At 59.1% G+C, this 20,767-nt stretch carries 19 protein-coding genes; 6 read left to right on the top strand and 13 right to left on the bottom strand.

Annotated features, from left to right (window positions below; all coding sequences use genetic code 11):
• Window positions 1-33 precede the first annotated feature (33 nt).
• From ACXHRN_RS15815 to ACXHRN_RS15805, 3 genes are all read left to right on the top strand, one after another.
• Window positions 34-504 (top strand): group III truncated hemoglobin, encoded by a 471-nt coding sequence (locus ACXHRN_RS15815; RefSeq protein ID WP_488637267.1) that lies wholly within the window; start codon window positions 34-36, stop codon window positions 502-504.
• A 47-nt stretch (window positions 505-551) separates the two neighbouring features.
• Window positions 552-722, top strand: a complete 171-nt coding sequence (locus tag ACXHRN_RS15810) for a hypothetical protein (protein WP_488637266.1) — start codon at window positions 552-554, stop codon at window positions 720-722.
• A gap of 241 nt (window positions 723-963) precedes the next feature.
• The gene (locus ACXHRN_RS15805; protein WP_488637265.1) at window positions 964-1,227 is read left to right on the top strand and encodes a sel1 repeat family protein; all 264 of its coding nucleotides are present in this window, start codon (window positions 964-966) and stop codon (window positions 1,225-1,227) included.
• Window positions 1,228-1,355: 128 nt separating this feature from the next.
• Here the strand turns inward: ACXHRN_RS15805 and ACXHRN_RS15800 are convergent, their stop codons facing one another.
• From ACXHRN_RS15800 to ACXHRN_RS15785, 4 genes are all read right to left on the bottom strand, one after another.
• On the bottom strand, window positions 1,356-1,874 hold the full coding sequence (locus ACXHRN_RS15800) for a hypothetical protein (protein WP_488637264.1): 519 nt from the start codon (window positions 1,872-1,874) through the stop codon (window positions 1,356-1,358).
• Window positions 1,875-2,001: 127 nt separating this feature from the next.
• Window positions 2,002-3,114, bottom strand: coding sequence for a pyridoxal phosphate-dependent aminotransferase (locus ACXHRN_RS15795; RefSeq protein WP_488637263.1), 1,113 nt, complete (start codon window positions 3,112-3,114; stop codon window positions 2,002-2,004).
• Window positions 3,115-3,180: 66 nt separating this feature from the next.
• Window positions 3,181-3,540, bottom strand: a complete 360-nt coding sequence (locus ACXHRN_RS15790; protein ID WP_488637262.1) for a PilZ domain-containing protein — start codon at window positions 3,538-3,540, stop codon at window positions 3,181-3,183.
• A gap of 126 nt (window positions 3,541-3,666) precedes the next feature.
• Window positions 3,667-4,035 carry a hypothetical protein gene (locus ACXHRN_RS15785; protein ID WP_488637261.1) on the bottom strand — a complete coding sequence of 123 codons (369 nt, stop codon included), beginning with the start codon at window positions 4,033-4,035 and terminating at the stop codon, window positions 3,667-3,669.
• Between the two features lie 277 nt (window positions 4,036-4,312).
• Between ACXHRN_RS15785 and ACXHRN_RS15780 the strand changes: the two genes are divergently transcribed.
• The gene (locus tag ACXHRN_RS15780) at window positions 4,313-5,683 is read left to right on the top strand and encodes an MATE family efflux transporter (protein WP_488637260.1); all 1,371 of its coding nucleotides are present in this window, start codon (window positions 4,313-4,315) and stop codon (window positions 5,681-5,683) included.
• Window positions 5,684-5,700: 17 nt separating this feature from the next.
• Here the strand turns inward: ACXHRN_RS15780 and ACXHRN_RS15775 are convergent, their stop codons facing one another.
• The 7 genes from ACXHRN_RS15775 to ACXHRN_RS15745 form a co-directional block, all read right to left on the bottom strand.
• Window positions 5,701-6,099: a type II toxin-antitoxin system VapC family toxin gene (locus ACXHRN_RS15775; RefSeq protein WP_488637259.1), complete on the bottom strand. Its 399-nt coding sequence runs from the start codon at window positions 6,097-6,099 to the stop codon at window positions 5,701-5,703.
• Window positions 6,099-6,332 (bottom strand): type II toxin-antitoxin system Phd/YefM family antitoxin, encoded by a 234-nt coding sequence (locus tag ACXHRN_RS15770; protein WP_488637258.1) that lies wholly within the window; start codon window positions 6,330-6,332, stop codon window positions 6,099-6,101. Before ACXHRN_RS15770 ends, ACXHRN_RS15775 begins: the two co-directional genes overlap by 1 nt.
• A 51-nt stretch (window positions 6,333-6,383) precedes the next feature.
• Complete coding sequence (gene iolB, locus ACXHRN_RS15765) at window positions 6,384-7,181, bottom strand: 5-deoxy-glucuronate isomerase (RefSeq protein WP_488637257.1); 798 nt, start codon at window positions 7,179-7,181, stop codon at window positions 6,384-6,386.
• A 230-nt stretch (window positions 7,182-7,411) separates the two neighbouring features.
• Window positions 7,412-8,311, bottom strand: coding sequence for a myo-inosose-2 dehydratase (iolE, locus tag ACXHRN_RS15760; RefSeq protein WP_488637256.1), 900 nt, complete (start codon window positions 8,309-8,311; stop codon window positions 7,412-7,414).
• Between the two features lie 18 nt (window positions 8,312-8,329).
• The gene (gene iolD / locus ACXHRN_RS15755; RefSeq protein ID WP_488637255.1) at window positions 8,330-10,180 is read right to left on the bottom strand and encodes a 3D-(3,5/4)-trihydroxycyclohexane-1,2-dione acylhydrolase (decyclizing); all 1,851 of its coding nucleotides are present in this window, start codon (window positions 10,178-10,180) and stop codon (window positions 8,330-8,332) included.
• Between the two features lie 254 nt (window positions 10,181-10,434).
• A complete protein-coding gene (locus tag ACXHRN_RS15750) occupies window positions 10,435-12,366 on the bottom strand; it encodes a bifunctional 5-dehydro-2-deoxygluconokinase/5-dehydro-2-deoxyphosphogluconate aldolase (RefSeq protein WP_488637254.1) in 1,932 nt (643 codons plus the stop codon).
• Window positions 12,367-12,455: 89 nt separating this feature from the next.
• Window positions 12,456-13,331 carry a MurR/RpiR family transcriptional regulator gene (locus ACXHRN_RS15745; protein ID WP_488637253.1) on the bottom strand — a complete coding sequence of 292 codons (876 nt, stop codon included), beginning with the start codon at window positions 13,329-13,331 and terminating at the stop codon, window positions 12,456-12,458.
• A gap of 192 nt (window positions 13,332-13,523) precedes the next feature.
• On the opposite strand from ACXHRN_RS15745, the gene ACXHRN_RS15740 reads away from it, so the two are divergent.
• Window positions 13,524-14,636, top strand: a complete 1,113-nt coding sequence (locus tag ACXHRN_RS15740) for a Gfo/Idh/MocA family protein (RefSeq protein WP_488637252.1) — start codon at window positions 13,524-13,526, stop codon at window positions 14,634-14,636.
• A gap of 98 nt (window positions 14,637-14,734) precedes the next feature.
• Window positions 14,735-18,598 carry a caspase family protein gene (locus ACXHRN_RS15735; RefSeq protein WP_488637251.1) on the top strand — a complete coding sequence of 1,288 codons (3,864 nt, stop codon included), beginning with the start codon at window positions 14,735-14,737 and terminating at the stop codon, window positions 18,596-18,598.
• Window positions 18,599-18,635: 37 nt separating this feature from the next.
• On the opposite strand, the gene ACXHRN_RS15730 is transcribed toward ACXHRN_RS15735, so the two are convergent.
• Both ACXHRN_RS15730 and ACXHRN_RS15725 read right to left on the bottom strand, forming a co-directional pair.
• The gene (locus ACXHRN_RS15730; protein ID WP_488637250.1) at window positions 18,636-19,217 is read right to left on the bottom strand and encodes a cation efflux transmembrane domain-containing protein; all 582 of its coding nucleotides are present in this window, start codon (window positions 19,215-19,217) and stop codon (window positions 18,636-18,638) included.
• Between the two features lie 398 nt (window positions 19,218-19,615).
• Window positions 19,616-20,641 carry a calcium-binding protein gene (locus ACXHRN_RS15725; RefSeq protein WP_488637249.1) on the bottom strand — a complete coding sequence of 342 codons (1,026 nt, stop codon included), beginning with the start codon at window positions 20,639-20,641 and terminating at the stop codon, window positions 19,616-19,618.
• Between the last annotated feature and the right edge of the window lie 126 nt (window positions 20,642-20,767).

Below are 20,767 nucleotides of genomic sequence, written 5' to 3'. Positions count from 1 at the left end.
AGGCGCCTGCCATCGTGTTTGCGGAGAATATATATGGATGCCAACGAGCGACGCCTTGAGGCGATGGCGCGCAGATCAACGGAAACCGGCGTCGATGAAGATGTGATCGAGTGTCTCGTCCGTGCCTTCTATGGCAAGGTGCGCAACCACCCGGTCCTGGGCCCAGTCTTCAACGAAAGGATCGATGATTGGGAGCTCCATATGTCGCGACTCTGCGCCTTCTGGTCTTCAGTGATCCTGGCTTCGGGAGCCTATGGCGGCAGCCCGATGCAGAAGCATCTCGGACTGCCTGTCGATGGTCGTCATTTCGATCTTTGGCTCGGGTTGTTTTATCAGACTCTGCAGGAAGAGTGTCTGCCGAGCGTGGCTGCGTTGTTCATGGAACGCGCCACACGTATTGCCGAAAGCCTGGAAACGGCCATTGCCGGCGAGCATGGCGTGCTGCTTTCGAAGGGCGAGCGGCTGAAGCGCCCTGACGCCGACGTTTATCTGCCAGCCGAGTAAGCCAAAGCTTCAGATCACTATCATTCGCAGCAAGGAGCCCGGGCGCGATGAAGCCCGCTGGCTTCATTTTGCCGTTTTCCGGCCCCTCCGCTCGTCAGAAATCGCCACTGGGATTTTCGCCGATGTTTTTCGTGGTGAATAATCAGTTGATTTCGCAAGATGAAATATTCGTAAAATTTTATCGGGAATCCCGGCAATCCGGCATGTCCGATGCTTAACAAAAACCTAGGTTTACCAACTGTTTGGACTTTGTTTTCCTGACATTAAGCATGCATTTTAAGCTGGTGTTGAAAGCAGTCCGGCATAGTGAAGCCATAACAAGGACGGGTAAAACTCGCCAAGCCGGAGAATAGATCGAACTAATCCGCACAAAAGACGGGACGATCGTTCTCCGGGCGCCTCTCAAGGCAAGACAGGGTATAAGTAAAACGAAACTGTACAAGGCAAGGGACAAGTAAAATGGCACGCTATGAAGTCAATAACATGGAGACAGCAATGGGTGGCGAAACCCGGGCCGACGTTCTATGCGAAATGGGCCTGATGTATGCTACGGGCCGCGGCTGCGATATCGACCTGGTCGCCGCACACAAGTGGCTCAACATTGCCGCCATCAAGGGCTCTGACCGCGCCGCATCTTTGCGCGCCGATCTCAGCGCCTCGATGACCAAGATGGAACTCGCCCAGGCGCTCCGCGCTGCCCGCGAATGGATGACGATGCATTGATCTGGTGGCCGAACGCGCGGCTCCAAATCGAGACCACGCAAAACGGCCAAATGGGATCGCTGCTGAACGGCGATCTTTCTGTGGCGCGGTACGCGAAAACGCACCTGCCGAATTCAGTTTCCAAGCACCTAGTGCGGATTGTACGGAAACAACGTTACGACGTTTTGGGTTGGAATCTCAGAAACTGCCACGACAAAATGCCCGTCGACATGAAGATGGGTGAATTCCGCACCGGAGGCATTTTCCACGCCGCAAACCAGGCTGTGGAACGGATAATTCATTCTGGTGCCAAAATAAGCTGTAAAGCTCGAGTGAAAATTCGTTGGATGCTGGAACGACAGAACATAGTCGGTCCTGAGATTGTCGACGAGGCCCCACTCCTCCTGATTGCAGGTGACAGTCTTGTTGCTGCTGCTTTGCAGCGTGTAGCCCGGTCCATCCTGCCCTTGCTTGGGTATGATCTCAAGATTGAGCCTCACGACTTTGCCGCCGCTACCTAGCACCTTCTCGAAAAACGCCTCAAACCCTGCTTCGTCAGGCTTTGCGTAGTCGAGCACCGCCGAGATTACGGGAACGTCCTCGTCAGCGGATGCCAGTGAGGGCGCAAGCGTTAACAATGCTGCAAATAAAGCACGCGATGGATGCATTTCACCCTCCCGGGACAAGCCGCACTTTCGACATAGCTCTAAGTTCTTCACGATATGAAGGTGAGGTTGTGCTCGTTATTGGCGATTGTCAACCGGAGTTGCGATTGAACGGAGTTCGCGGATCTGGTCAGCCCAGCGTCTGCAACACCTTCGGCAGGACCTCTTCCAAGAGATCGAGTTCCGCTTTGGGCCCGACACTGATGCGGATGCAGCGATTGAGCGGTGCCACGCCGGGCATCCGGATAAATACACCTTCCTCCATCAGCCCATCGACGACCGCACGCGCATAAGTGCCGTCGCGCCCGCAATCGATCGCCACGAAATTGGTGGCCGAGGGCAGGGGCGACAGGCCATTCCGTCGGGCGATGTTGGAAATCCGCTCGCGCGCCGCCGCGATTTTCCCCACGACATCAACCAGATAATCCTGGTCCTTCAGCGCGGCGATGGCCGCGGCGACGCCGATGCGGTTCAGCCCGAAGTGATTGCGGATCTTGTCGAAGGCGCGCGCCGTGTCTTCAGACGCAATCACATAACCGATCCGCGAACCTGCCATACCATAGGCCTTCGAGAACGTCCGTGTGCGGATAACATTCGGCAGGTCGATCAGCGCATCGGCCGGCGGAATAATACCCGCGGCTGCAGTCTCGCCATAGGCCTCGTCTAGGATCAGCATCGTGGTCTCGGGGAGGGCTCGCGCGAATTCCAGCACGCGGCCCGCTTCGATGGCGCTCCCCATCGGATTGTCCGGATTGGCGAAATATACGAGCGGCGCATCTTCTCGCCGCACGGCGTCGAGCAATCCGTCGAGGTCCTCGTGATCGTCCTTGTAGGGCACAGTGACGAGGCGGCCGCCATAGCCGACCACATGGTAGTTGAAGGTGGGATAGCCACCAAGCGAGGTGACCACCGGCATGCCGGGCTCGATGATCAGCCGGACGATCTGTCCCAGCAGGCCGTCAATGCCTTCGCCGACATTGATATTGGCACTGGAAAGGCCGTGATGGGCGGCGATCGCCCCGCGCAATTCGAAATTCTCGGGATCGGTATATTTCCAGGTCTCGCCCGCCGCCTGGCGCATCGCCTCGATGACCGATGGCGCCGGCCCGAAGCCGCTTTCATTGGCGCCGATGCGGGCCTTGACGGTCAGATGGCGATTGCGCTCGATGGCCTCGGGCCCAACAAAGGGAACCGTCGCCGGCAGGCTGCGGGCGAGGGTGGCAAAACGCTGAAATGTGGACATGCAACAAGAAACCCTGATTCAATGAGGAGCAGAGAATAGGGTATTCGATGTGATGCGCAAAGCGCCTTATTTGGTGAAGAAGTCGTTGCGGACGATGCCGGACAACAGATCGTCGGCCACAGCCTTGATGAACTTCACGCCGACGCGGTTGCCGTTGCGGTAAACCTCGGCGCAGCCGATGCGATCAGGCGCTCCGATGAAGGTGAGGTAGTAGTGATCCGGCAGGCCGATGGTGGTGGTAACCTGAATGCAGGCGCCGCCCTTGGAAATGTCGATGACCGAGCATGTCCTGGAGGTCATGCCGCTCAGCCCCGGATTGATCGCCATCAGGGTGGCAGGCTTGTTGACGATAAACCGCTCCCATTTGCGAGCTTCAAGCCCAGGCTGGGTATGCACTGAACTGATCGACATTTCTGCACTGGCCATCGCGGGACTCCCCTTTGGATGTGAGTTCGAATTTGGCACACAGGCGTTGAAGGCCAATCAATCAACAAGCTAAAATTTTATCGAAGCGTATTTTCTATTAGTGAATTGCCACAAATGACGGTTGCGTCAGACAGGATCGATCTCGATCGACGCCGTGCCGACGAGCGATTGCAGGAAGCCGGCATCGAGGAACATGTTGAACTTGGCCAGCAACTGATCGCCCTCGCGGCGATACTCCGTTGCGCCGATTTCCTCACTCGATCCCAGGATGACCAGGAAGAAGTTCTTAGGGATCTCGATATACCGGCTCATGTTCAGCAATGCGCCGCCGCAGGAAACGCTCTGGATCAGGCAGCTATACTGGGCCCTGATCGTCAGATGATGGCCGACGGGTATGACGATGCCGGGGCGATCGACCGTATGTTGCCGAAAGCTGCGCTTCGGGTTCTGCAGGAACAGTCGCTCGTTGAAATCCTTGAACTGTTGAAAATGCATGATCGTTTCTCGGGTCGTTTCCTTGCATAGGATTATACGCCTATAAGGTTTACCAACCTTGAATCCGATACGCGCTCGCTATGCGGGCAATTGCCAGTCGGGATTGACATTGTTTGAGGCAAGGCTGTAAACGCTCGCCATGGCTGAGGCGCCTGCCGCTCGCGAGCATATGCTCATGGTGAAGACCTCTGACTGGATCTAAGCCCCAAAACGTGAAAACGGGACGGCGGTAATGCGAGCACCTCCACAAATATTCCCGGCGTATTGAGAGGCTTCAATGTCGTCTACATCCAACGTGAATATGTATCTGCATGGCGGACTGGGCAAACTGTTCGCCAAGACTGCAACACCGATCATCCTGATCATGATCATCAACGGCCTTTACGTCGTCGCCGATGCCTGGTTCATCGGCTTCTATGTCGGTGCGTCGGCCCTTTCGGCGGTGACGCTGATCTTTCCGATGATGATGATGCTGTTTGCCCTGCAAACCCTGGTCTCCAACGGCATGGCGAGCATCCTGGCCCGCGAGCTCGGGGCCGGCCGGCGCGAGGCTGCAGGCGCCACGTTCACGGGAGCGCATCTGCTCGCCTGCGGCGTGGTCGTGTTTCTCTGGGCGCTGTATGGGCTCTTCGGCGGTTCGGTCATCGACATCGCCTCGGCGGGATCCGCGGATGTTGCGGCCAATGCCAAGGCCTTCATGCTGGTGACCATTGCCTTCGCGCCGATCGGTTTCATTCTGTCGCTGAATGTCGATGCACTCCGCTGCGAAGGCCGGCTCGGCTTCATGACCATCGTCACCGTCAGCGCCACCTTGCTCAACATCCTGTTCAACTGGGTGTTGATGGGCGTGTTCGGCTGGGGCGTCGAGGGTTCGGCGATCGGCACGGTGCTGGCGCAGTTCTTCTGCCTGACCTTCGTGCTGCTTTATCGCTGGCGCACCGCGGGAGCCCTGACGCTGTCGCGTCCAGGCCCGGTCAAGGAGTGGCGGCAGATCCTGGCGCTGGGGGCGCCGAACAGTCTGGGGCTGCTCGGCATATCGCTGACATCAGCGGCAATTATCGTCAACCTGCGCATCTGGCAGACGGAGAACTACGTCGCGACGATTGCGGCCTACGGCATCGTTACACGCATTCTGACATTCGCCTATCTGCCGATGATGGCAATCAACATCGCCTTCCAGACGATTTGTGGCAATAATTTCGGCGCGGGAATGATGAACCGCACCAACCAGAGCCTGAAGATCGCGCTCTGCACATCGGCTATCTATTGCGGCCTAGTGCAGGTCGTTTGCTATCTGTTTTCGGCGCATTTCGGGGCTGGATTTGCCAACGATCCGGTGATCGTGTCCGAAACCGCGCGCATCCTGCCATGGACGACGGCCGTCTATGTGCTGTGCGGCTTGCCGGTGACTCTGTCGGGCTATTTCCAGTCGATCGGCGATGCATCGAAAGCCGGGATATTCGGCCTGTCGAGAACCTATCTGTTCTCGATTCCGCTGATCTTCATCCTGCCGCACGTTTTCGGCGAGCGGGGAATATGGATGGCGGCACCGGTGGCCGATATTGGCATGGTGGCGCTGGTCGCCATCGTCTTGGCGGTGAATGCAAGCCGCCGCGGCTGGCGGTTCGGCGTGCTGCAGCCGGTGTGATATGCGGATTGGCCGGGTTACCAGACGCGACCCGGCCAGTCCTTGCGATCGGAAAGTTGGTCGAAGGCTTCATCTGCCGAGATCAAGGGAAGTTTCCGCTCGATGCAGGTTGCGGCAATCAGGCGATCGAACGGGTCACGATGCTCCCAATCAAGCGCGCCGGCCAGATTGCTAATTTCAGGCGTAATGGCGACGGCATTGGCGCCTTGGCTTGAAAGAATATTTGTCAACTGCTCGGCTTGCGGCGCCATCTCGGGCCATTTCCCAATACGAACCTTTTGGCGAATCTCATAAAATGAAATCGCGCTTATGCTGATCGTATCTGCTGAGGTAAGAAAGCCAGATATTCTCTGTGGTAGCAGAGCGCGCAACAAGCTCCATGCCCAGACATGGGTATCGAGCAAGTAGGATGTCACTATCGACCTTCCCAGAGACGAAGGTCTTCCTCATCCATCGGCTCGAAAAAGTCCGGCATGCCTTCTGCTGTCAGCACATCGGCAAGAATTCCCAGTTTGAATTTGTTTTTGCGCACAGGAATAAGTTCTGCAACGGGGGTCTGCCCCCGAGCGATGATTACTTCCTCGCCTTTTTCAACAGCTTCCAACAGTTTTGAAAGCTGAGTCTTTGCCTGGTGAACGCTAACCTGCATCGTTACCTCCTATGGTTAGCTAACTTAGCTAATCGTGAGGAGAAGTCAAGTTCACACCTTCATCAGCCACTCATGCTCCTTGGCATTATGGAACTTCCAGACTCGCTTCGGCCCGGCCATGACGTTGAGATAATAGAGATCATAGCCGTGGATCGTGGCGCAGGGATGGTATCCCTTCGGCACAAGCGTCACGTCGCCATCCTCCACGGCCATCGCTTCGTCGAGCGAACGGTCGTCGGTATAGACGCGCTGGAAGGCAAAGCCCTGTGGCGGGTTGAGGCGATGGTAATAGGTTTCTTCGAGATAGCTCTCGTTGGGCAGATCGTCCTGGTCGTGCTTGTGTGAGGGATAGGAGGACGTATTGCCACTCGGGGTGATGACCTCGACCACCAGCAGTGACTGCGCGGAGTTGTCGTCTTCTGGCATGATATTGGTGACATGACGGATGTTCGAGCCCTTGCCGCGGATAAATTGCGGATGGGTGCCGGGAGCAATCAGTTTGGTCTTGTAATCGCCGCCGCCCGGCGCCGAGCAGACCGCCAGCACGAGATCGGTCTCTGCGGTCACAGACCAATCGGATCCCGCAGCGATGTAGAGCGCATAAGGCGCACCTTCGAACGGTGTCATCCGCTCGCCGAGCACGCCGAACTCCTCACCGCCTGCCTTCGTCCTGCCCTTGCCGGAGATCCAGACCAGGCAGACTTCCTTATCGCCTGTCTGGCCGGACGCCGTTTGGCCCGGCTTGAGCTTGTGCAGATCGAAGCCGACATAGGTCCAGCCGGCATTGTCAGGCGTCACATGGGTGACGTGGCCTTGGTCGCCTTTGGGCTTTACGAGCAGTTTCGGCATGGACGTCTTCCTTCTCGATAGGTCTTCAATCTCAGCTGTTTTACCCCTCACCAAGCGCGCCCAAGCGATCGGCTCTGCCTCTCGCGGACTTGCTATCCTCTCCCACAAGGGGAGAGGCAAACTCGCCCTACCTCTCCCCTTGTGGGAGAGGATACGCAGGCCGGGCGAGCATTGCGAGCACATGGCCGAAGTTGGTGAGGGGTACATCACGCCCTCATAGCTTCGGCTCCTCAGCCTTTGTCCAGTCCCGCTTCCTTGGCAAACGCCTTCAGCGACTTCAGCCCCAGCGACTGGTACTCGAACGGAATACGCACCTTGGAATCCTGTTCGGCCTCGATCACCAGCCAGCCTTCATAGCTGTGAATCGCGGCAATCTTCAGCACCGGAAGGAAATCGACGCCGCCTTCGCTGTCGCCGGGCACGGTGAATACGCCGCGGCGCACACCTTCCAGGAACGACAGGCCTTCGGCCTCCACGACCTTGCGGATTTCGGTGCGCACGTTCTTTGCATGGATGTGTCGGACGCGGTGCATGTATTTACGCGCTATCTCCGCCGGGTCGCCGCCGCCGAACCAGGCATGTCCCGTGTCGAGCAGCAGCATGGTCGCCGGGCCGGTATTGGCCATCAGCTTGTCGATCTCGGACGGCGTCTGCACCACCGTGCCCATATGGTGGTGATAGACGAGGAAGATGCCCTGATCGAGGCAGTATTGCGCGATCGCCTCGACGCCGGCGCCGAACTTCGCCCACTGGTCGTCAGGCAGGTTGGGCTTTTCGGCCAGCGATTTGGAATCGTCGCCGTGGATGGCATTGGAGGTTTCGCAGACGATGCAGACCTTGCAGCCATTGTGCTTGAGCAGCTCGAGATGCGGCTGGATGGCCTTCTTTTCAGTCTCGATGTCGTTGACCAGCAGGTTCAGCGAATGCCAGCCGGACACGAAGACCAGCTTGTGGGCGGCGAGCACCTGCTTGAGCTCTTCGGGATCGGACGGCATGAGATGACCCTTCTCGATGCCGTCGAAACCGATTTTCTCGCAGTCCGACAGGCAATCCTCGAGCGTCAGGTGCGCGCCGAGGGTCTGGTCGTCGTCATTGGTCCAGGCAATGGGATTTGTCCCGTAGCGGATCATTCTAGTCTCCATTCGAATTCAATTCACGATCTGTTTCTTGCGCGCCTGGACATAGGCGGTGTGCGCCTTGACCACACTTTCGCGCGGGCTGACTTCAGGCACCGCGACATCCCACCAATGGCCGCCTTCATCCGTGGTGACCAGCGGGTCGGTGTCGATGACGATCAGCGTTGTCCGCTCATTGGCTTTCGACGCTTCGAGGGCTTGTTCCAGTTCGGCTATGGAATCCACCTTTACCGCAATCGCACCCATGCTCTCTGCATGCTTGCGGAAGTCGATGTCGGGCATCACCTCAAAATAAGAGTCCTTCAGCAGGTTGTTGAAGTTGGCCCCGCCGGTGGCCATCTGCAGGCGGTTGATGCAGCCATAGCCGCGATTGTCGAGCAGCACGACGGTCAGCTTCATGCCCAGCATTACCGACGTCGCAAGTTCCGAATTGAGCATCATGTAGGAGCCGTCGCCGACCATGACTGTAACGTCTGCATCCGGCCGCGCCATCTTCACGCCGAGCCCGCCGGCGATTTCGTAGCCCATGCAGGAAAAACCGTATTCCATGTGGTAGCTGCCCGGCGTCGTTGCCGGCCAGAGCTTGTGCAACTCGCCCGGCAGGCCACCGGCGGCGCACAGCAGCACCGAATTCTCGCCGGCCTTGCTGCGGGCCACCGCGCCGATTACCTGCGCGTCGGAAGGCAGCACCGCGTTTGTCGCGGTCATGGCAGTGTCGGCTGCCTTCAGCCACGCGGCCTTGAGAGAGAGCGCCTTGTCTTTGAGCGACTGAGGCGCTGCCCAACGACCAAGCAAGTTCGACAGCGCCGAAAGCGTTACCTTGGCATCGCCGACCACAGGCAGAGCATTGTGCTTGGCGGCGTCGAAACTGGCGGTGTTGACGCCGATAAACTTCACATCAGGATTGGAGAAGATCGACCACGAACCGGTGGTGAAATCCTGAAGCCGCGTGCCGACAGCAAGGATCACATCGGCTTCCTCGGTCAATGCATTGGCGGCTGATGTGCCGGTCACGCCGACCGAGCCCATCGACAGCGGATGCGTCTCGTTGATAGCCGACTTGCCGGCCTGGGTGACCACAACGGGGATATTGTGTTTATCGGCAAATGCCACAAGCTCGACCGTGGCGCGCGAATAAAGCACGCCGCCGCCGGCAATGATCACCGGCTTCTTGGCCGACTGAAGAGCGGTGACCGCAGCGGCGAGTTCGTCCTCGTCGGCGCGGGGGCGGCGGAAAGTCCAGACCTTTTCGGCAAAGAATTCCTCGGGATAATCGAAGGCCTCCGCCTGCACATCCTGGCAGAGCGACAGGCAGACCGGGCCGCAATCCACCGGATCGGTCATCACCTGCATGGCGCGCTTCAGCGCCGAGATGATCTGCTCGGGACGGGTGATGCGGTCGAAGTACCGGCTGACGGGGCGGAAGGCATCATTGGCCGACAAGGTGCCATCACCGTAGCTTTCGATCTGCTGCAACACCGGATCGGGCGCACGATTGGCGAAGATATCGCCGGGCAGGAACAGCACGGGAAGGCGGTCGACATGGGCAACACCGGCGGCGGTCACCATGTTGAGGGCGCCAGGGCCGATCGAAGTCGTGCAGGCCATGAAGCGCTGGCGGAACATCGCTTTGGAGTAGGCGATCGCGGCATGCGCCATGCCCTGTTCGTTGTGGGCTCGATAGGTCGGCAACTCGTCTCTCACCTGGTAGAGCGCTTCGCCCATGCCCGCGACGTTGCCATGACCGAAGATCGCCCAGACGCCACCGAAGATCGGCAGCTTCTCGCCGCCGATGATGGTCATCTGCGCCTTCAGGAAATGTGCGACGGCCTGTGCCATCGTCAACCGGATCGTCTTGCCCATCGTCTTTCCTCCCGCGTTCCGTTTTTCTGGGGGGAGAGGATTCACCCCTCACCAACTTCGGCCATGCGCTCGCGATGCTCGCCCGGCCTTCGTATCCTCTCCCACAAGGGGAGAGGCAAATCCGTTGCACCTTCCTTGCTCAAGGCGAGGCGGTGTTTGTGCTACCTTGCCTCTCCCCTTGTGGGAGAGGATAGCAAGTCCGCGAGAGGCAAAGCCGATCGCTGGACGCGCTTGGTGAGGGGTAAATCCCTCGTTTACAGTCCGCGCGTCCGAAGCCACGCTTTCGTCAATGCTTCAAAACGCCCGGCCATATCCGATATCGCCTGTTCGTCATTCATCGCACCGGACAGCCACTGTTGCGCCGCATGCGCAAAGATCGTCCGGCCGACGGCAAAGCCCTTGACCATCGGCGCAACCGTGGTCGCGGCAAATGCCTTTTCAAGTTCGGCCGCCGGCGCTTCGAGACCCAGCAGCACGATACCACGGCACCACGGATCGTTGTCGGCAATCACCTTCTCGATATTCTTCCAGGCCGCCGGCGAATGCTGCGGCTCGAGTTTCCACCAGTCCGGCTTGATGCCGAGCGCGTACATTTCGGTGATCGCACGCGAGATCGTCGTGTCATCGAGTTCGCCGTGCTTGCCGGCGATGATCTCAACCAGCAGCTCGCGACCGACCTTGCGGGCGGCGTCGAACAGCGTGCGGACTTTCTGCTGCTGTTCTTTCTTCAGCGTCTCCGGATCATCGGGATGATAGAAACACAGGCACTTGATGCAATGCTCGACCGGCCATTCCACCAGCTGCGAGCCGATATCCTGCGAAAATTCGAAGCGCAGCGGGCGCGAGCCGGGAAGCTCGACCGGACGGCCGATCCAGGAGAAATCTTTCTTTGCGGCGTCGAAAAACGCTTCGCGCCCAAACCGCTCGTCAATCAGCATGCCATAGCCCTCGCGGCCCTGGCTGACGCGACCGGCGGCTGCGACTGCGAGCCGCTTGAAGGAATTGATCCGCGAGTGGGGAACCTTCACCGCATCGGCAATGTCGGTGAGCTGCGAGCGGTGGTCGATTGCCAGCGCCATCAACAGCGGAATTTCCTTGCGGCGCGTCGTCGCCCAATGGATGTGGCTGATCGCCTCGTCCTTGCGCAAGGCCTTGAACTTGCTGCCGTTCTTCAGGAAATATTGCAGCTCTTCCCAGGTTGGATATTCCGGCGCGCAGAGCAGGCGCGAGACCGCAAAAGCGCCGCAGGCATTCGCCCAGGTGGCGGACGTCTTGTGATCCTCACCCTTCAGCCAGCCGCGCAGAAGGCCGGACATGAACGCATCGCCGGCACCCAGCACGTTATAGACCTCGATCGGGAAGCCCTGGCCGACGATGCCATCTTCCAGGTCGTCGCTGATTTCGCCGTCATAGACGATGCAGCCCATAGCCCCGCGCTTCAGCACGATTGTTGCTGGTGTCACGGCGCGGATTGCCTTGAGCGAACCCAGCACGTCATCGACGCCGGAGGCGATCATGATTTCTTCTTCGGTGCCGACGATCAGGTCGCAGTCGGGCAGCACGGATTTCATCAGCGAGGAGACCCGGTCGGACTTCACATAGCGCTCGAAACCCTCGGCATGGCCGGCAAGACCCCAGAGGTTGGGTCGGTAGTCGATATCGAAAATCACCTTGCCGTCATTCGCCTTGGCAATGCGGATCGCCTTGCGCTGCGCAGCCTCGGTATTGGGCTTGGAGAAATGCGTGCCGGAGACGAGCACGGCACGCGAGGAGGCGACGAAGGCCTCATCGACATCATCTTCCGACAACGCCATGTCGGCGCAGTCTGTGCGCACGAAAATCATCGGCGACACGCCTTCGGATTCGACCGACAGCAACACCAGCGCCGTCAGCCGCTCCTTGTCGATTGCAACGCCGTCAGTCTCGACGCCTTCGCGCTTGAGTTGTTCGCGAATGAAGCGGCCCATCTGCTCGTCGCCGACCCTGGTGATCAGCGCCGACTTGAGGCCGAGCCTCGCGGTACCGACGGAAATGTTGGTCGGGCAGCCGCCGACTGACTTCGCGAAGGATGCGATGTCTTCCAGTCGCGAGCCGGATTGCTGGCCATAGAGATCGACCGACGAGCGCCCGATGGCGATTACATCCAGCGTCTTTTCAGGACCGGTTCCCGGTGCGACTTCACTCATCTATTCCTCCCGCTAAGCGATATCAGTTTCGCTCCTTGGTATTGGGGTATTTTGAAACAATAATTCCGAATAAATGTCAATTGGAATATTTATTCCGAATGCGATTCACCGGTTCTGTCTCGCTCCAATTGCCGCCGCCGCTCGGCAATCGCCACCGGCAGGGCCATGGCCAGCGCCATAGAGGCCGAAAGCGAGCGGAAACCCGAGAAATCCGATTCTGCGACCTCGAACCAGCAGGCGGAAAACACCGCCAGCGGTGAGAAGACGGAATCGGTGATCGCCACGACAGGTACGCCGCGTTTGGACAGCGCCTCGGCCTGGGCGACGCTTTCAGAGGCATACGGCGAAAAACTCGCGGCAAAAGCCGCATCGCGTTGCGTCGCAAAGCGCGACATCTCCGGATCGACGCCATTGGGCGAAGAAATCATCGTGTAGCGGATGCCGAGCTTGCCGAACGCATAAGCCATGTGGGCGGTCAGCGGATAGGCACGACGCTTCGCGATCAGGTAGATCGTTTCGGCGCGCGCGAGAATATCTGTAGCCTTGGCAAACTGCGCCGGGTTGATCGAGGCCGCCAGCCGGCCGATTGATTGCGAGGCTGCATTGAGAAACCCGCTGAGAAGCTCGGCTTCCTCGACATGCTGGCGGTCGCGCTCGAGGATATTCAGCCGCTCTTCGTAAGAGAGGTTCTTCTCCTTCAGCCGATCGCGGAAAATGCTCTGCAGATCCGAAAAGCCTTCATAGCCGAGATGATGGGCCAGCCGCACCAGCGTCGAAGGCTGGACTTCGGCGGCGGTGGCGATGCTCGCGGCGGTTCCGAACGCAATCTCGTCGGGATTAGCCAGCGAATAAGCCGCGACCTGGGCCAGCCGCTTGGGCATATCGACCTTGCGCTCGATCATGACGGCCCGAAGGCTCTCGAAATCACGGGGGGCAGGTTGTCTGCCCAATGGTCGGTCGTTCATGCGCATCCTCTCGCATCGTCACGAAAGAACGGAACGCACGTTCCATTCCGAAATCGCTTATGCCGCAAATTGCAACGATTTGACAGGCTTTGATCGTTCATGCGAAAAATATTTTCTGAAAATGGAATGAAATCTCCAAAATATCCACTATGCTCGCACCGAATATTCCAAATTTGCAGGAGGAAATGCGACATGGGACTTGGCGTGGGATTGATCGGCAGCGGCTATATGGGCAAATGCCATGCACTGGCTTGGAATTCGGTGGCGCCGTTGTTCGGCGACGTCGAGCGGCCGCGGCTGGTGTCGCTTGCCGAGGTCACGCCTGAACTCGCCGATAAGAAAGGCCGTGAATTCGGTTTTGCCAAGTCTACAAGCAATTGGTCCGATCTGCTCGCCGATCCGGAAATCGATGTGATCTCGGTCGCAGCCCCCAACCAGTTCCACGCCGACATGGCGGTCGCCGCTCTCGATGCCGGCAAGCATGTGTGGTGCGAAAAGCCGATGGCGACCTCGCTTGCCGATGCCGAGCGCATGCGCGCCGCGGCCAGGAAATCCGGCAAGGCGGCTGTCATGGGCTACAATTACATCCAGAACCCGTTGATCCGTCACATGAAGGCGCTGCTTGAAGATGGCGCCATCGGGGCGATCACCCATCTCAGGATCGAGATGGATGAGGACTACATGGCCGATCCCGCCGAACCGTTTTACTGGAAGAGCGAGGCAAAATCGGGCTATGGCGCGCTCGATGATTTCGCCGTCCATCCGCTTTCGCTGCTCAGCGTGCTCGCCGGCTTGCCGGTCGAGGTTATGACCGACATGTCCAAGCCCTATGCCGACCGTCCCGCCAGGGATGGTGGTCGCAAAACGGTGGAAAACCATGATATCGCCAATGTTCTGATGCGGATGGAAAACGGCGCCTCCGCCGTGTTGCTCGCCAATCGCTCCGCCTGGGGCCGCAAGGGGCGCATCGCCGTGCAGATCTTCGGCTCGGACGGCTCTATCCTCTTCGACCAGGAGCGGATGAACGAACTCCAGATCTATGACCGCAATGGCCGCGCCACCGAGCACGGTTTCCGAACCATCCTCACCGCACCGCACCATCCTCTCTATGGCAAGTTCATTCCGGCACCCGGCCACGGCCTTGGTTTCAACGATCTCAAGATCATCGAATGCCGCGAATTCATGGCCGCAATCGAGGGCAAGCCGTCTTATGCGATCGACTTCGAGGCGGGATTTGCGATCGAAAAGGCGGTGCATGCGATGGCGCAATCCTTCGCCGAGCGACGCTGGGTAGAAACGCGCTAATATACGTTTACGCTGTTCGGCAAATTTTCTTCCGCTGGCGCATTGAAACTGACAGGTCCATCCGTAATACTTCTGGAAGAATTTCAGGAGGAATGGGCATGTTCATCCGGCAACCAAAACGCCGTATCCCTTTCGTCATTGTTTTCACGGCGGTTTTTGCGCTCGGTGGGACAGTGGCGGAAGCGGCGAAGCGGGTGGCGCTACTGATCGGCAACCAGAATTACTATTCGACGCCGGCACTCAGGAACCCTGCAAATGACGTCGAGTTGATGCGGCAGACGCTGGTCGCCGCGGGCTTTGATGATGTCGAGGTTGCCGTCGATCTCGATCTCGTCGGCATGCGCAAGGCGTTGCGCAATTTCGAAGACAAGTCGGACGGTTCCGACGTCGCCGTGCTCTACTATTCCGGTCACGGCATGGAAATGAACGGCCAGAACTACCTGATCCCTATCGACGCTACGTTGAAGACCGACAAGGACGTTGAGGACGAGGCCCTGCCGCTCGATCGCGCCGAACGTTCGCTGAACGGCGCGGCCAAGCTTAAGCTCGTCATTCTCGACGCCTGCCGCAACAATCCCTTCATCGACACGATGAGCCGTTCCTCTGGTACCCGCGCGATGACAAAGGGTCTTGCTAAGGTCGAGCCGGAAGGCGCCGACACACTGGTTGCCTATGCCTCGCGCGCCGGCACCGTGGCACTCGATGGCGCCGGCAAGAACAGCCCGTTTGCAGAAGCGCTCGCCAAGTACGTCGCCCAGCCCGGTGTGGATGTCCGCATTGCGCTCGGCCAGGTGCGTGACGAAGTGGTCAAGGTGACCCAGCGCAAGCAGGAGCCGTTCGTTTACGGCTCGCTGGGCGGGGCGCAGATCTTCCTATCGATCAAACAGCTCAACGTCACCATCAACAACGACCAGAAGGTCGAGAAGAAGGAAGACGCCGCCGCGCCGAACGGCATCTCAGCCGCCGCCGAGGATTGGCAGAACATCAAGGATCTCGCCGACAAGGAATTGCTGGAAGCCTTCATCGCCAAGCATGGCGCTGACCCCGTCTACAAGATGCTGGCGGAAAAGAAGATCAAGCTTCTGGCCGCCGCAGAACAGAAGGCCGATACGGCAGCCGACCAGATTGCCTGGGAAGCGCTGAAGGGCTCGACCGATGCGGCCGCACTGAAGCGGTTCATGGAGCGTTATCCCGACTCGAAATTCCGCCGCGAGGCCGAACAGGCGGTTGCCTCGCTGGCGCCGGCCCAGACGCCATTCACCACGGCGCTCAAGGATACGCCGGCCTCGCAGGATTGCTACCTGCTTGCCGGCGAACCGCAATCGGTGACCGGTTTTGCCGGCGTCCTGCTACCCAAGATCGATTCCAAGCGAGCACTGACCGCTTGCGCCCAGGCCGTCAACGAAAACCCCAATGACGGCATGCTGATTAATCTTCTCGGCCGCGCCCATGAAGCCGACCGCAATTATACCGAGGCGCACCGCAACTACGAAAAGGCGGCCGATCTCGGCGATATGTATGCGCTGACCAATCTCGGTTGGCTGTCAGTCTATGGTCTTGATGGTCCAGTCGATGTCGAAAAGGGCCGCCGCGATTTCGAGAAGGCTGCGATCGCCGGCAACCATTCCGCCCAGGCTTCGCTCGCCTTCCTCTATCGCGACGGTTACGGCGGTGTGCAGCAGGACAACAATGAGGCGATCCGCTGGTACGAGAAGTCGGCAGCGCAGGGCAACGCCACTGCGCTCGGCAATCTCGGCTGGTTCTATCGCGAGGGCGTGGGCGTCCCGCAGGATTATCAGAAGTCGCTGGACTACTACCGCCGCGGCGCTGACGCGGGCGACCTGAGCTCCATCGCTGCCATGGGCTACGCGGCCCAGAACGGCCTCGGCATGCCACAGAACTACGATGACGCGCGCAACTGGTACGACAAGGGTGCCAAGGCAGGCGACGCTTATTCGATGGCCTCGCTGGGCTTCCTCTATGACGCTGGTGCCGGTGTGAAGCAGGACTACGTCGAAGCCCGCTACTGGTACGAGAAATCGGCCGATGCCGGCAGCGCCTATGCCATGGGCAACCTGTCGCGGCTTTATGATCAGGGCCTTGGTACGGCGGTCGATGCAGAGGAAGCGGTCCGCTGGGCAGTGGCTGCCGTCGAGCGTGGCGACCCGGGCAAGACGAAGGAGCTCAAGGAACAGCCGTCGAACTTCTCGGCCAATTTCCGCCGCGCGTTTCAGGCGGTACTGCGCGATCGCGGCTACTTCAAGGGGGTGGTCAATGGCGATTTCGGCGCCGATACGTTTGCCGCGATTGATAGCCTTGCCGCCGGCCACGACCTGAACCCCAACCAGCAGGTCTCCGCCGATACCAATACCAACAACAGCAATGACAATCAGACTAACAACAATCAGAGCAACATCGCTTCGACGAGCATCGCCGACGCGATCACCTTCCGCCCGAACGTCAAGAGCCTGACACCGGAGGCCCGCGAATGCTATTCGCTGGCGGCGGAACCCGGTTCCGAACCCGGCTCGGATGGCGTGCTTTTTGCCAGCATCAACGTTCGCCAGACGATCGATGTCTGCACGCGCGCTGCTGCGAAAGATCCCGGCGATTCCATGCTTTATGACATGATCGGCCGCGCCCACGACATGGACCGCAACTACGATCAGGCGCGCAAGCAGTACCAGAAGGCCATCGACCTCGGCAATTCGCACGCCTATTCCAACTTGGCGTGGCTGGCGATCTACGGCAACGGCGAACAGCAGGATGTCGCCAAGGGCATGCGGATGATGGAGAAGGCCGCGGCTGCCGGCAACTCCTATGCCCAGGCCTCGCTCGGCTGGATCTATCGCGAGGGCTATGGCGGGATTTCCCGCAACTACAAGGCTGCTTTTGACTGGTACCTGAAGTCGGCCATGCAGGACTACCCCAATGCGCAAGCCTCGGTTGGCTGGCTCTATCGCGAAGGCCTCGGTGTCGACCGCGACTATGCCAAGTCACTGGATTTCTACCGCAAGGGCGCCAGCAACGGCGATCTCAATGCCATGGGTTCGCTCGGCTATGCCTTGCAGAACGGCCTCGGCACCGATGTCGATTTCGTCGAGGCACGCCAGTGGTATGAGAAGGCCGTCGAGCAGAACGACCCCTATTCACTCTCGGCGCTTGCCTGGCTTTATCGCGAAGGCAAGGGCGTCAATCAGGATTACGCCAAGGCGCTCGATCTCTACAAGCGTGCGGCCGATCTCGATGATGTCACCGGCATGTCGTCGCTCGGCTACATGAACCAGTACGGCCTCGGCACGCCGGTCAACTACAATGAAGCAATCCGCTGGTATGAGATGGCGGCGGCCAAGAACGACGCCTACTCGTTCTCTTCGCTCGGCTGGATGTACCGAGAAGGCGTGGGCGTTGCCCGCGATTATGCCAAGTCGCTGGATTACTATCGCAAGGGCGCCGATCTCGGCGATCTCAATGCGATCGGCTCGATGGGCTATGCGACGCAGAACGGCATCGGCACGCCGGTCAATCTTGAGGAGGCGCGCGGCTGGTACGAGAAGGGCTCGCAGAGCAACGATGCCTATTCGATGGCGTCGCTCGGCTGGCTTTATGAGAACGGCAAGGGCGTCAAGCAGGACTATATCGAGGCCAAATACTGGTACGAGAAGGCGGCTGCTGCCGGCAACGCCTATGCCATGGGCAATCTCTCCTATCTCTACGACAAGGGCCTCGGCACCAGCCCCGACGTACGAGAGGCGGCTCGCCTGGCGATTGCCTCGATGGAAGGCGGCGAGGCCCCGTTCATCACCGACATGAAGGGCGGCGCGACCACCTACTCGCCGGAGTTCCGCAAGGAGATCCAGCGGGCGCTTAAACAGCGTGGCTACTATACCGGCCCGATCGACGGCATCTTTGGTGCGACCACATCGAACGCCATCGACAAGCTGACGGGGCAGCGCACCTGAGAAGTGTCGCCAGTAAAGATGCCGCGTGGATCAGGATTTATGCAACGGCATCATGCTCTTCGCGCGCCGCGTGCCAAACTTCCCGCGCCGCGTCGAGGTTTAGCAGGGCAATGGCAAGCCCCACAATCATGTCGGGCCATGCGGATTGCCACAGGTAAGCCGTCACCAGACCTGCTGCAATGATGGCGATATTCGCAAATGCGTCATTGCGGGCGGACAGGAACGCAGCCCTCGTCAGGCTGCCGCCGACGTGACGATAGGCCACCAGCACATAGGCGCAGAACAGATTGACCGCCAACGCGCCAAGCCCAGTGAGGGAAAGAGCAAAAGCCGCGGGTGGAACGGGGTTGATGAACTTGGCCCATGCGGTCCAAAAGAAGGCGAGCGCGGGTACGAGCAGAATGAATGCCATGGCCATGCCGACCCGTGCGCGGCTACGCACCGACCATGTCATGGCGAAGAAGATCAGTAAGTTCACCGAGGCGTCTTCAAGAAAATCGACACTGTCTGCCAGCAGGGACACGGAACCAATTTTCAGCGCCACCGAAAACTCGACTCCGAAGTAGCCGAGATTGAGCAGAGCGACGAGAAGAACTGCGCGGTGGAGAGCATTTGGCATGGCGTTCCTATCCTTGGACGACCAGCGCCCGCACCAGCGCAAGAGGCGGCAACATTGTGTGGACCGCAGCAGGCAGTAGCGAAAGGATAGTCCGAGGTCAAAGACTTGTTTGCCTTGGCATAGAGTCTGTCAGAGCTAAATAGAGGCAGTTCTGCCGGAGCAGGTTTGTGTCGGGGCAGAGGCGATTGGCGAAGGTCATACCCGAAGGTATGGTCGAGCCAGTCGCCTCTGATCCCGGCGGAAAGATGCCCGGCCCTTTGGGTTGGCTGAAACGGGCCGGCTGTTTGAGCCAACAGAACTGCCTCTATTTAGCTCTGACAGACCCTAGGGCCTCGGGCTTGTACGAAAAAGCCCGCCGAAGCGATCCGGCGGGCTTTTTCGTTTTATATAGAGGCTAATCAGAGAATGAAGTCACCGTTGTTCATGGTGTTGAAATCGGCGACCCTTACCTCGAAATCAGCCTTGCCGTCGCCATCGACATCGCCTTGCAGCAGGCCGTTCTTGAAGCGCAATTCGCCGGCGACGTCGTGAAACGCCTGGGTGCCGATGAAATCGAATGCGTCGTCGCCGCCGCCCTTGACCGCATCGATCGCGGAAAGGTCGATCTTGTCGTTCTCGGAGCGATAGAAGTCCTTGATGACGTCGCGCTTGGAGCCGACGACGGAGTCCTGGATCGATTCGAAGATGAAGTGATCGGCGCCGGTGCCGCCCCATAGGAAGTCGTTGCCCCTGCCGCCGATCAGCTTGTCGGCACTGCCGCCGCCATAGAGGTCATCGTTGCCGTTGCCGCCATAGAGCTTATCATTGCCGCCGCGACCGTCGACGATGTCAGCGCCGTTCATGCCCCAGAGCTTGTTCTTGCCGTTGTCGCCCAGCACGTCGTCGGCAAAGGATGTGCCCTTTGCATTCTCTATGCTCAGCAGCACCTCAACACGGTTTCCGCCCGTGTAAGCTGTTTCGTCGGCGAGATCGATCGACACACCGAAACCGCTGAGATCCGGGTCGTTATCCTGGCGTAGGTAGCTGACCGTATCGACCCCGGAGCCGCCGTTGATGTAGTTTTCGAAGCCGACCGAGTTGAACGTGTCGTTGCCATCGCCGCCGTAGTATTTACTCAAGTTGGTGGAAATGTTGAACGTGTCGTTGCCGTCTTCGCCTAGAACCTTGTCCCACCGATTGCCATTATTGGTGAAGCCATTGCCGGTATAGGTGTCATCACCCGCGCCGAGATAGACGTCGTTCTGGAATTCGATGTTGCTCCTGACTACATCGTTGCCGTTGCCTGCGTCGACATAGGTCTGGTTCAAGGTCAGCGAGATCTGGTCGGCGCCGCCATAGGTGTAGATGTTGAACCAATCGTGGCTGCTGTTGTTTTTCTGGTTAACGACGTCCGCGCCGCTGGTGCCTTTATAGGTCTTGGCCATTTGGGTGTCCTTTCCTAGGCGGTCCGTTCAACCGCGTTTTTCCGCTCCTAGACCGTATTCGTGGTCGAATCGGGGCGTTTCTGATCCGTCAGCGCGGCGATATTTGTCATCGCAGGGCTTAACCCA

The sequence above is a fragment of the Shinella sp. OV683 genome, from assembly GCF_057787725.1.
The sequence above is the reverse complement of the archived record's forward strand: the minus strand, read 5'-3'. Positions and strand labels throughout refer to the sequence as shown.

Excerpts from the sequence above, each read along its gene's own strand:
- ACXHRN_RS15815 (WP_488637267.1), top strand. The coding sequence starts at position 34 with ATGGATGCCAACGAGCGACGCCTTGAGGCGATGGCGCGCAGATCAACG.
- ACXHRN_RS15810 (WP_488637266.1), top strand. The coding sequence starts at position 552 with ATGAAGCCCGCTGGCTTCATTTTGCCGTTTTCCGGCCCCTCCGCTCGT.
- ACXHRN_RS15805 (WP_488637265.1), top strand. The coding sequence starts at position 964 with ATGGCACGCTATGAAGTCAATAACATGGAGACAGCAATGGGTGGCGAA.
- ACXHRN_RS15800 (WP_488637264.1), bottom strand. The coding sequence starts at position 1,874 with ATGCATCCATCGCGTGCTTTATTTGCAGCATTGTTAACGCTTGCGCCC.
- ACXHRN_RS15795 (WP_488637263.1), bottom strand. The coding sequence starts at position 3,114 with ATGTCCACATTTCAGCGTTTTGCCACCCTCGCCCGCAGCCTGCCGGCG.
- ACXHRN_RS15790 (WP_488637262.1), bottom strand. The coding sequence starts at position 3,540 with ATGGCCAGTGCAGAAATGTCGATCAGTTCAGTGCATACCCAGCCTGGG.
- ACXHRN_RS15785 (WP_488637261.1), bottom strand. The coding sequence starts at position 4,035 with ATGCATTTTCAACAGTTCAAGGATTTCAACGAGCGACTGTTCCTGCAG.
- ACXHRN_RS15780 (WP_488637260.1), top strand. The coding sequence starts at position 4,313 with ATGTCGTCTACATCCAACGTGAATATGTATCTGCATGGCGGACTGGGC.
- ACXHRN_RS15770 (WP_488637258.1), bottom strand. The coding sequence starts at position 6,332 with ATGCAGGTTAGCGTTCACCAGGCAAAGACTCAGCTTTCAAAACTGTTG.
- iolB (WP_488637257.1), bottom strand. The coding sequence starts at position 7,181 with ATGCCGAAACTGCTCGTAAAGCCCAAAGGCGACCAAGGCCACGTCACC.
- iolE (WP_488637256.1), bottom strand. The coding sequence starts at position 8,311 with ATGATCCGCTACGGGACAAATCCCATTGCCTGGACCAATGACGACGAC.
- iolD (WP_488637255.1), bottom strand. The coding sequence starts at position 10,180 with ATGGGCAAGACGATCCGGTTGACGATGGCACAGGCCGTCGCACATTTC.
- ACXHRN_RS15750 (WP_488637254.1), bottom strand. The coding sequence starts at position 12,366 with ATGAGTGAAGTCGCACCGGGAACCGGTCCTGAAAAGACGCTGGATGTA.
- ACXHRN_RS15745 (WP_488637253.1), bottom strand. The coding sequence starts at position 13,331 with ATGAACGACCGACCATTGGGCAGACAACCTGCCCCCCGTGATTTCGAG.
- ACXHRN_RS15740 (WP_488637252.1), top strand. The coding sequence starts at position 13,524 with ATGGGACTTGGCGTGGGATTGATCGGCAGCGGCTATATGGGCAAATGC.
- ACXHRN_RS15735 (WP_488637251.1), top strand. The coding sequence starts at position 14,735 with ATGTTCATCCGGCAACCAAAACGCCGTATCCCTTTCGTCATTGTTTTC.
- ACXHRN_RS15730 (WP_488637250.1), bottom strand. The coding sequence starts at position 19,217 with ATGCCAAATGCTCTCCACCGCGCAGTTCTTCTCGTCGCTCTGCTCAAT.
- ACXHRN_RS15725 (WP_488637249.1), bottom strand. The coding sequence starts at position 20,641 with ATGGCCAAGACCTATAAAGGCACCAGCGGCGCGGACGTCGTTAACCAG.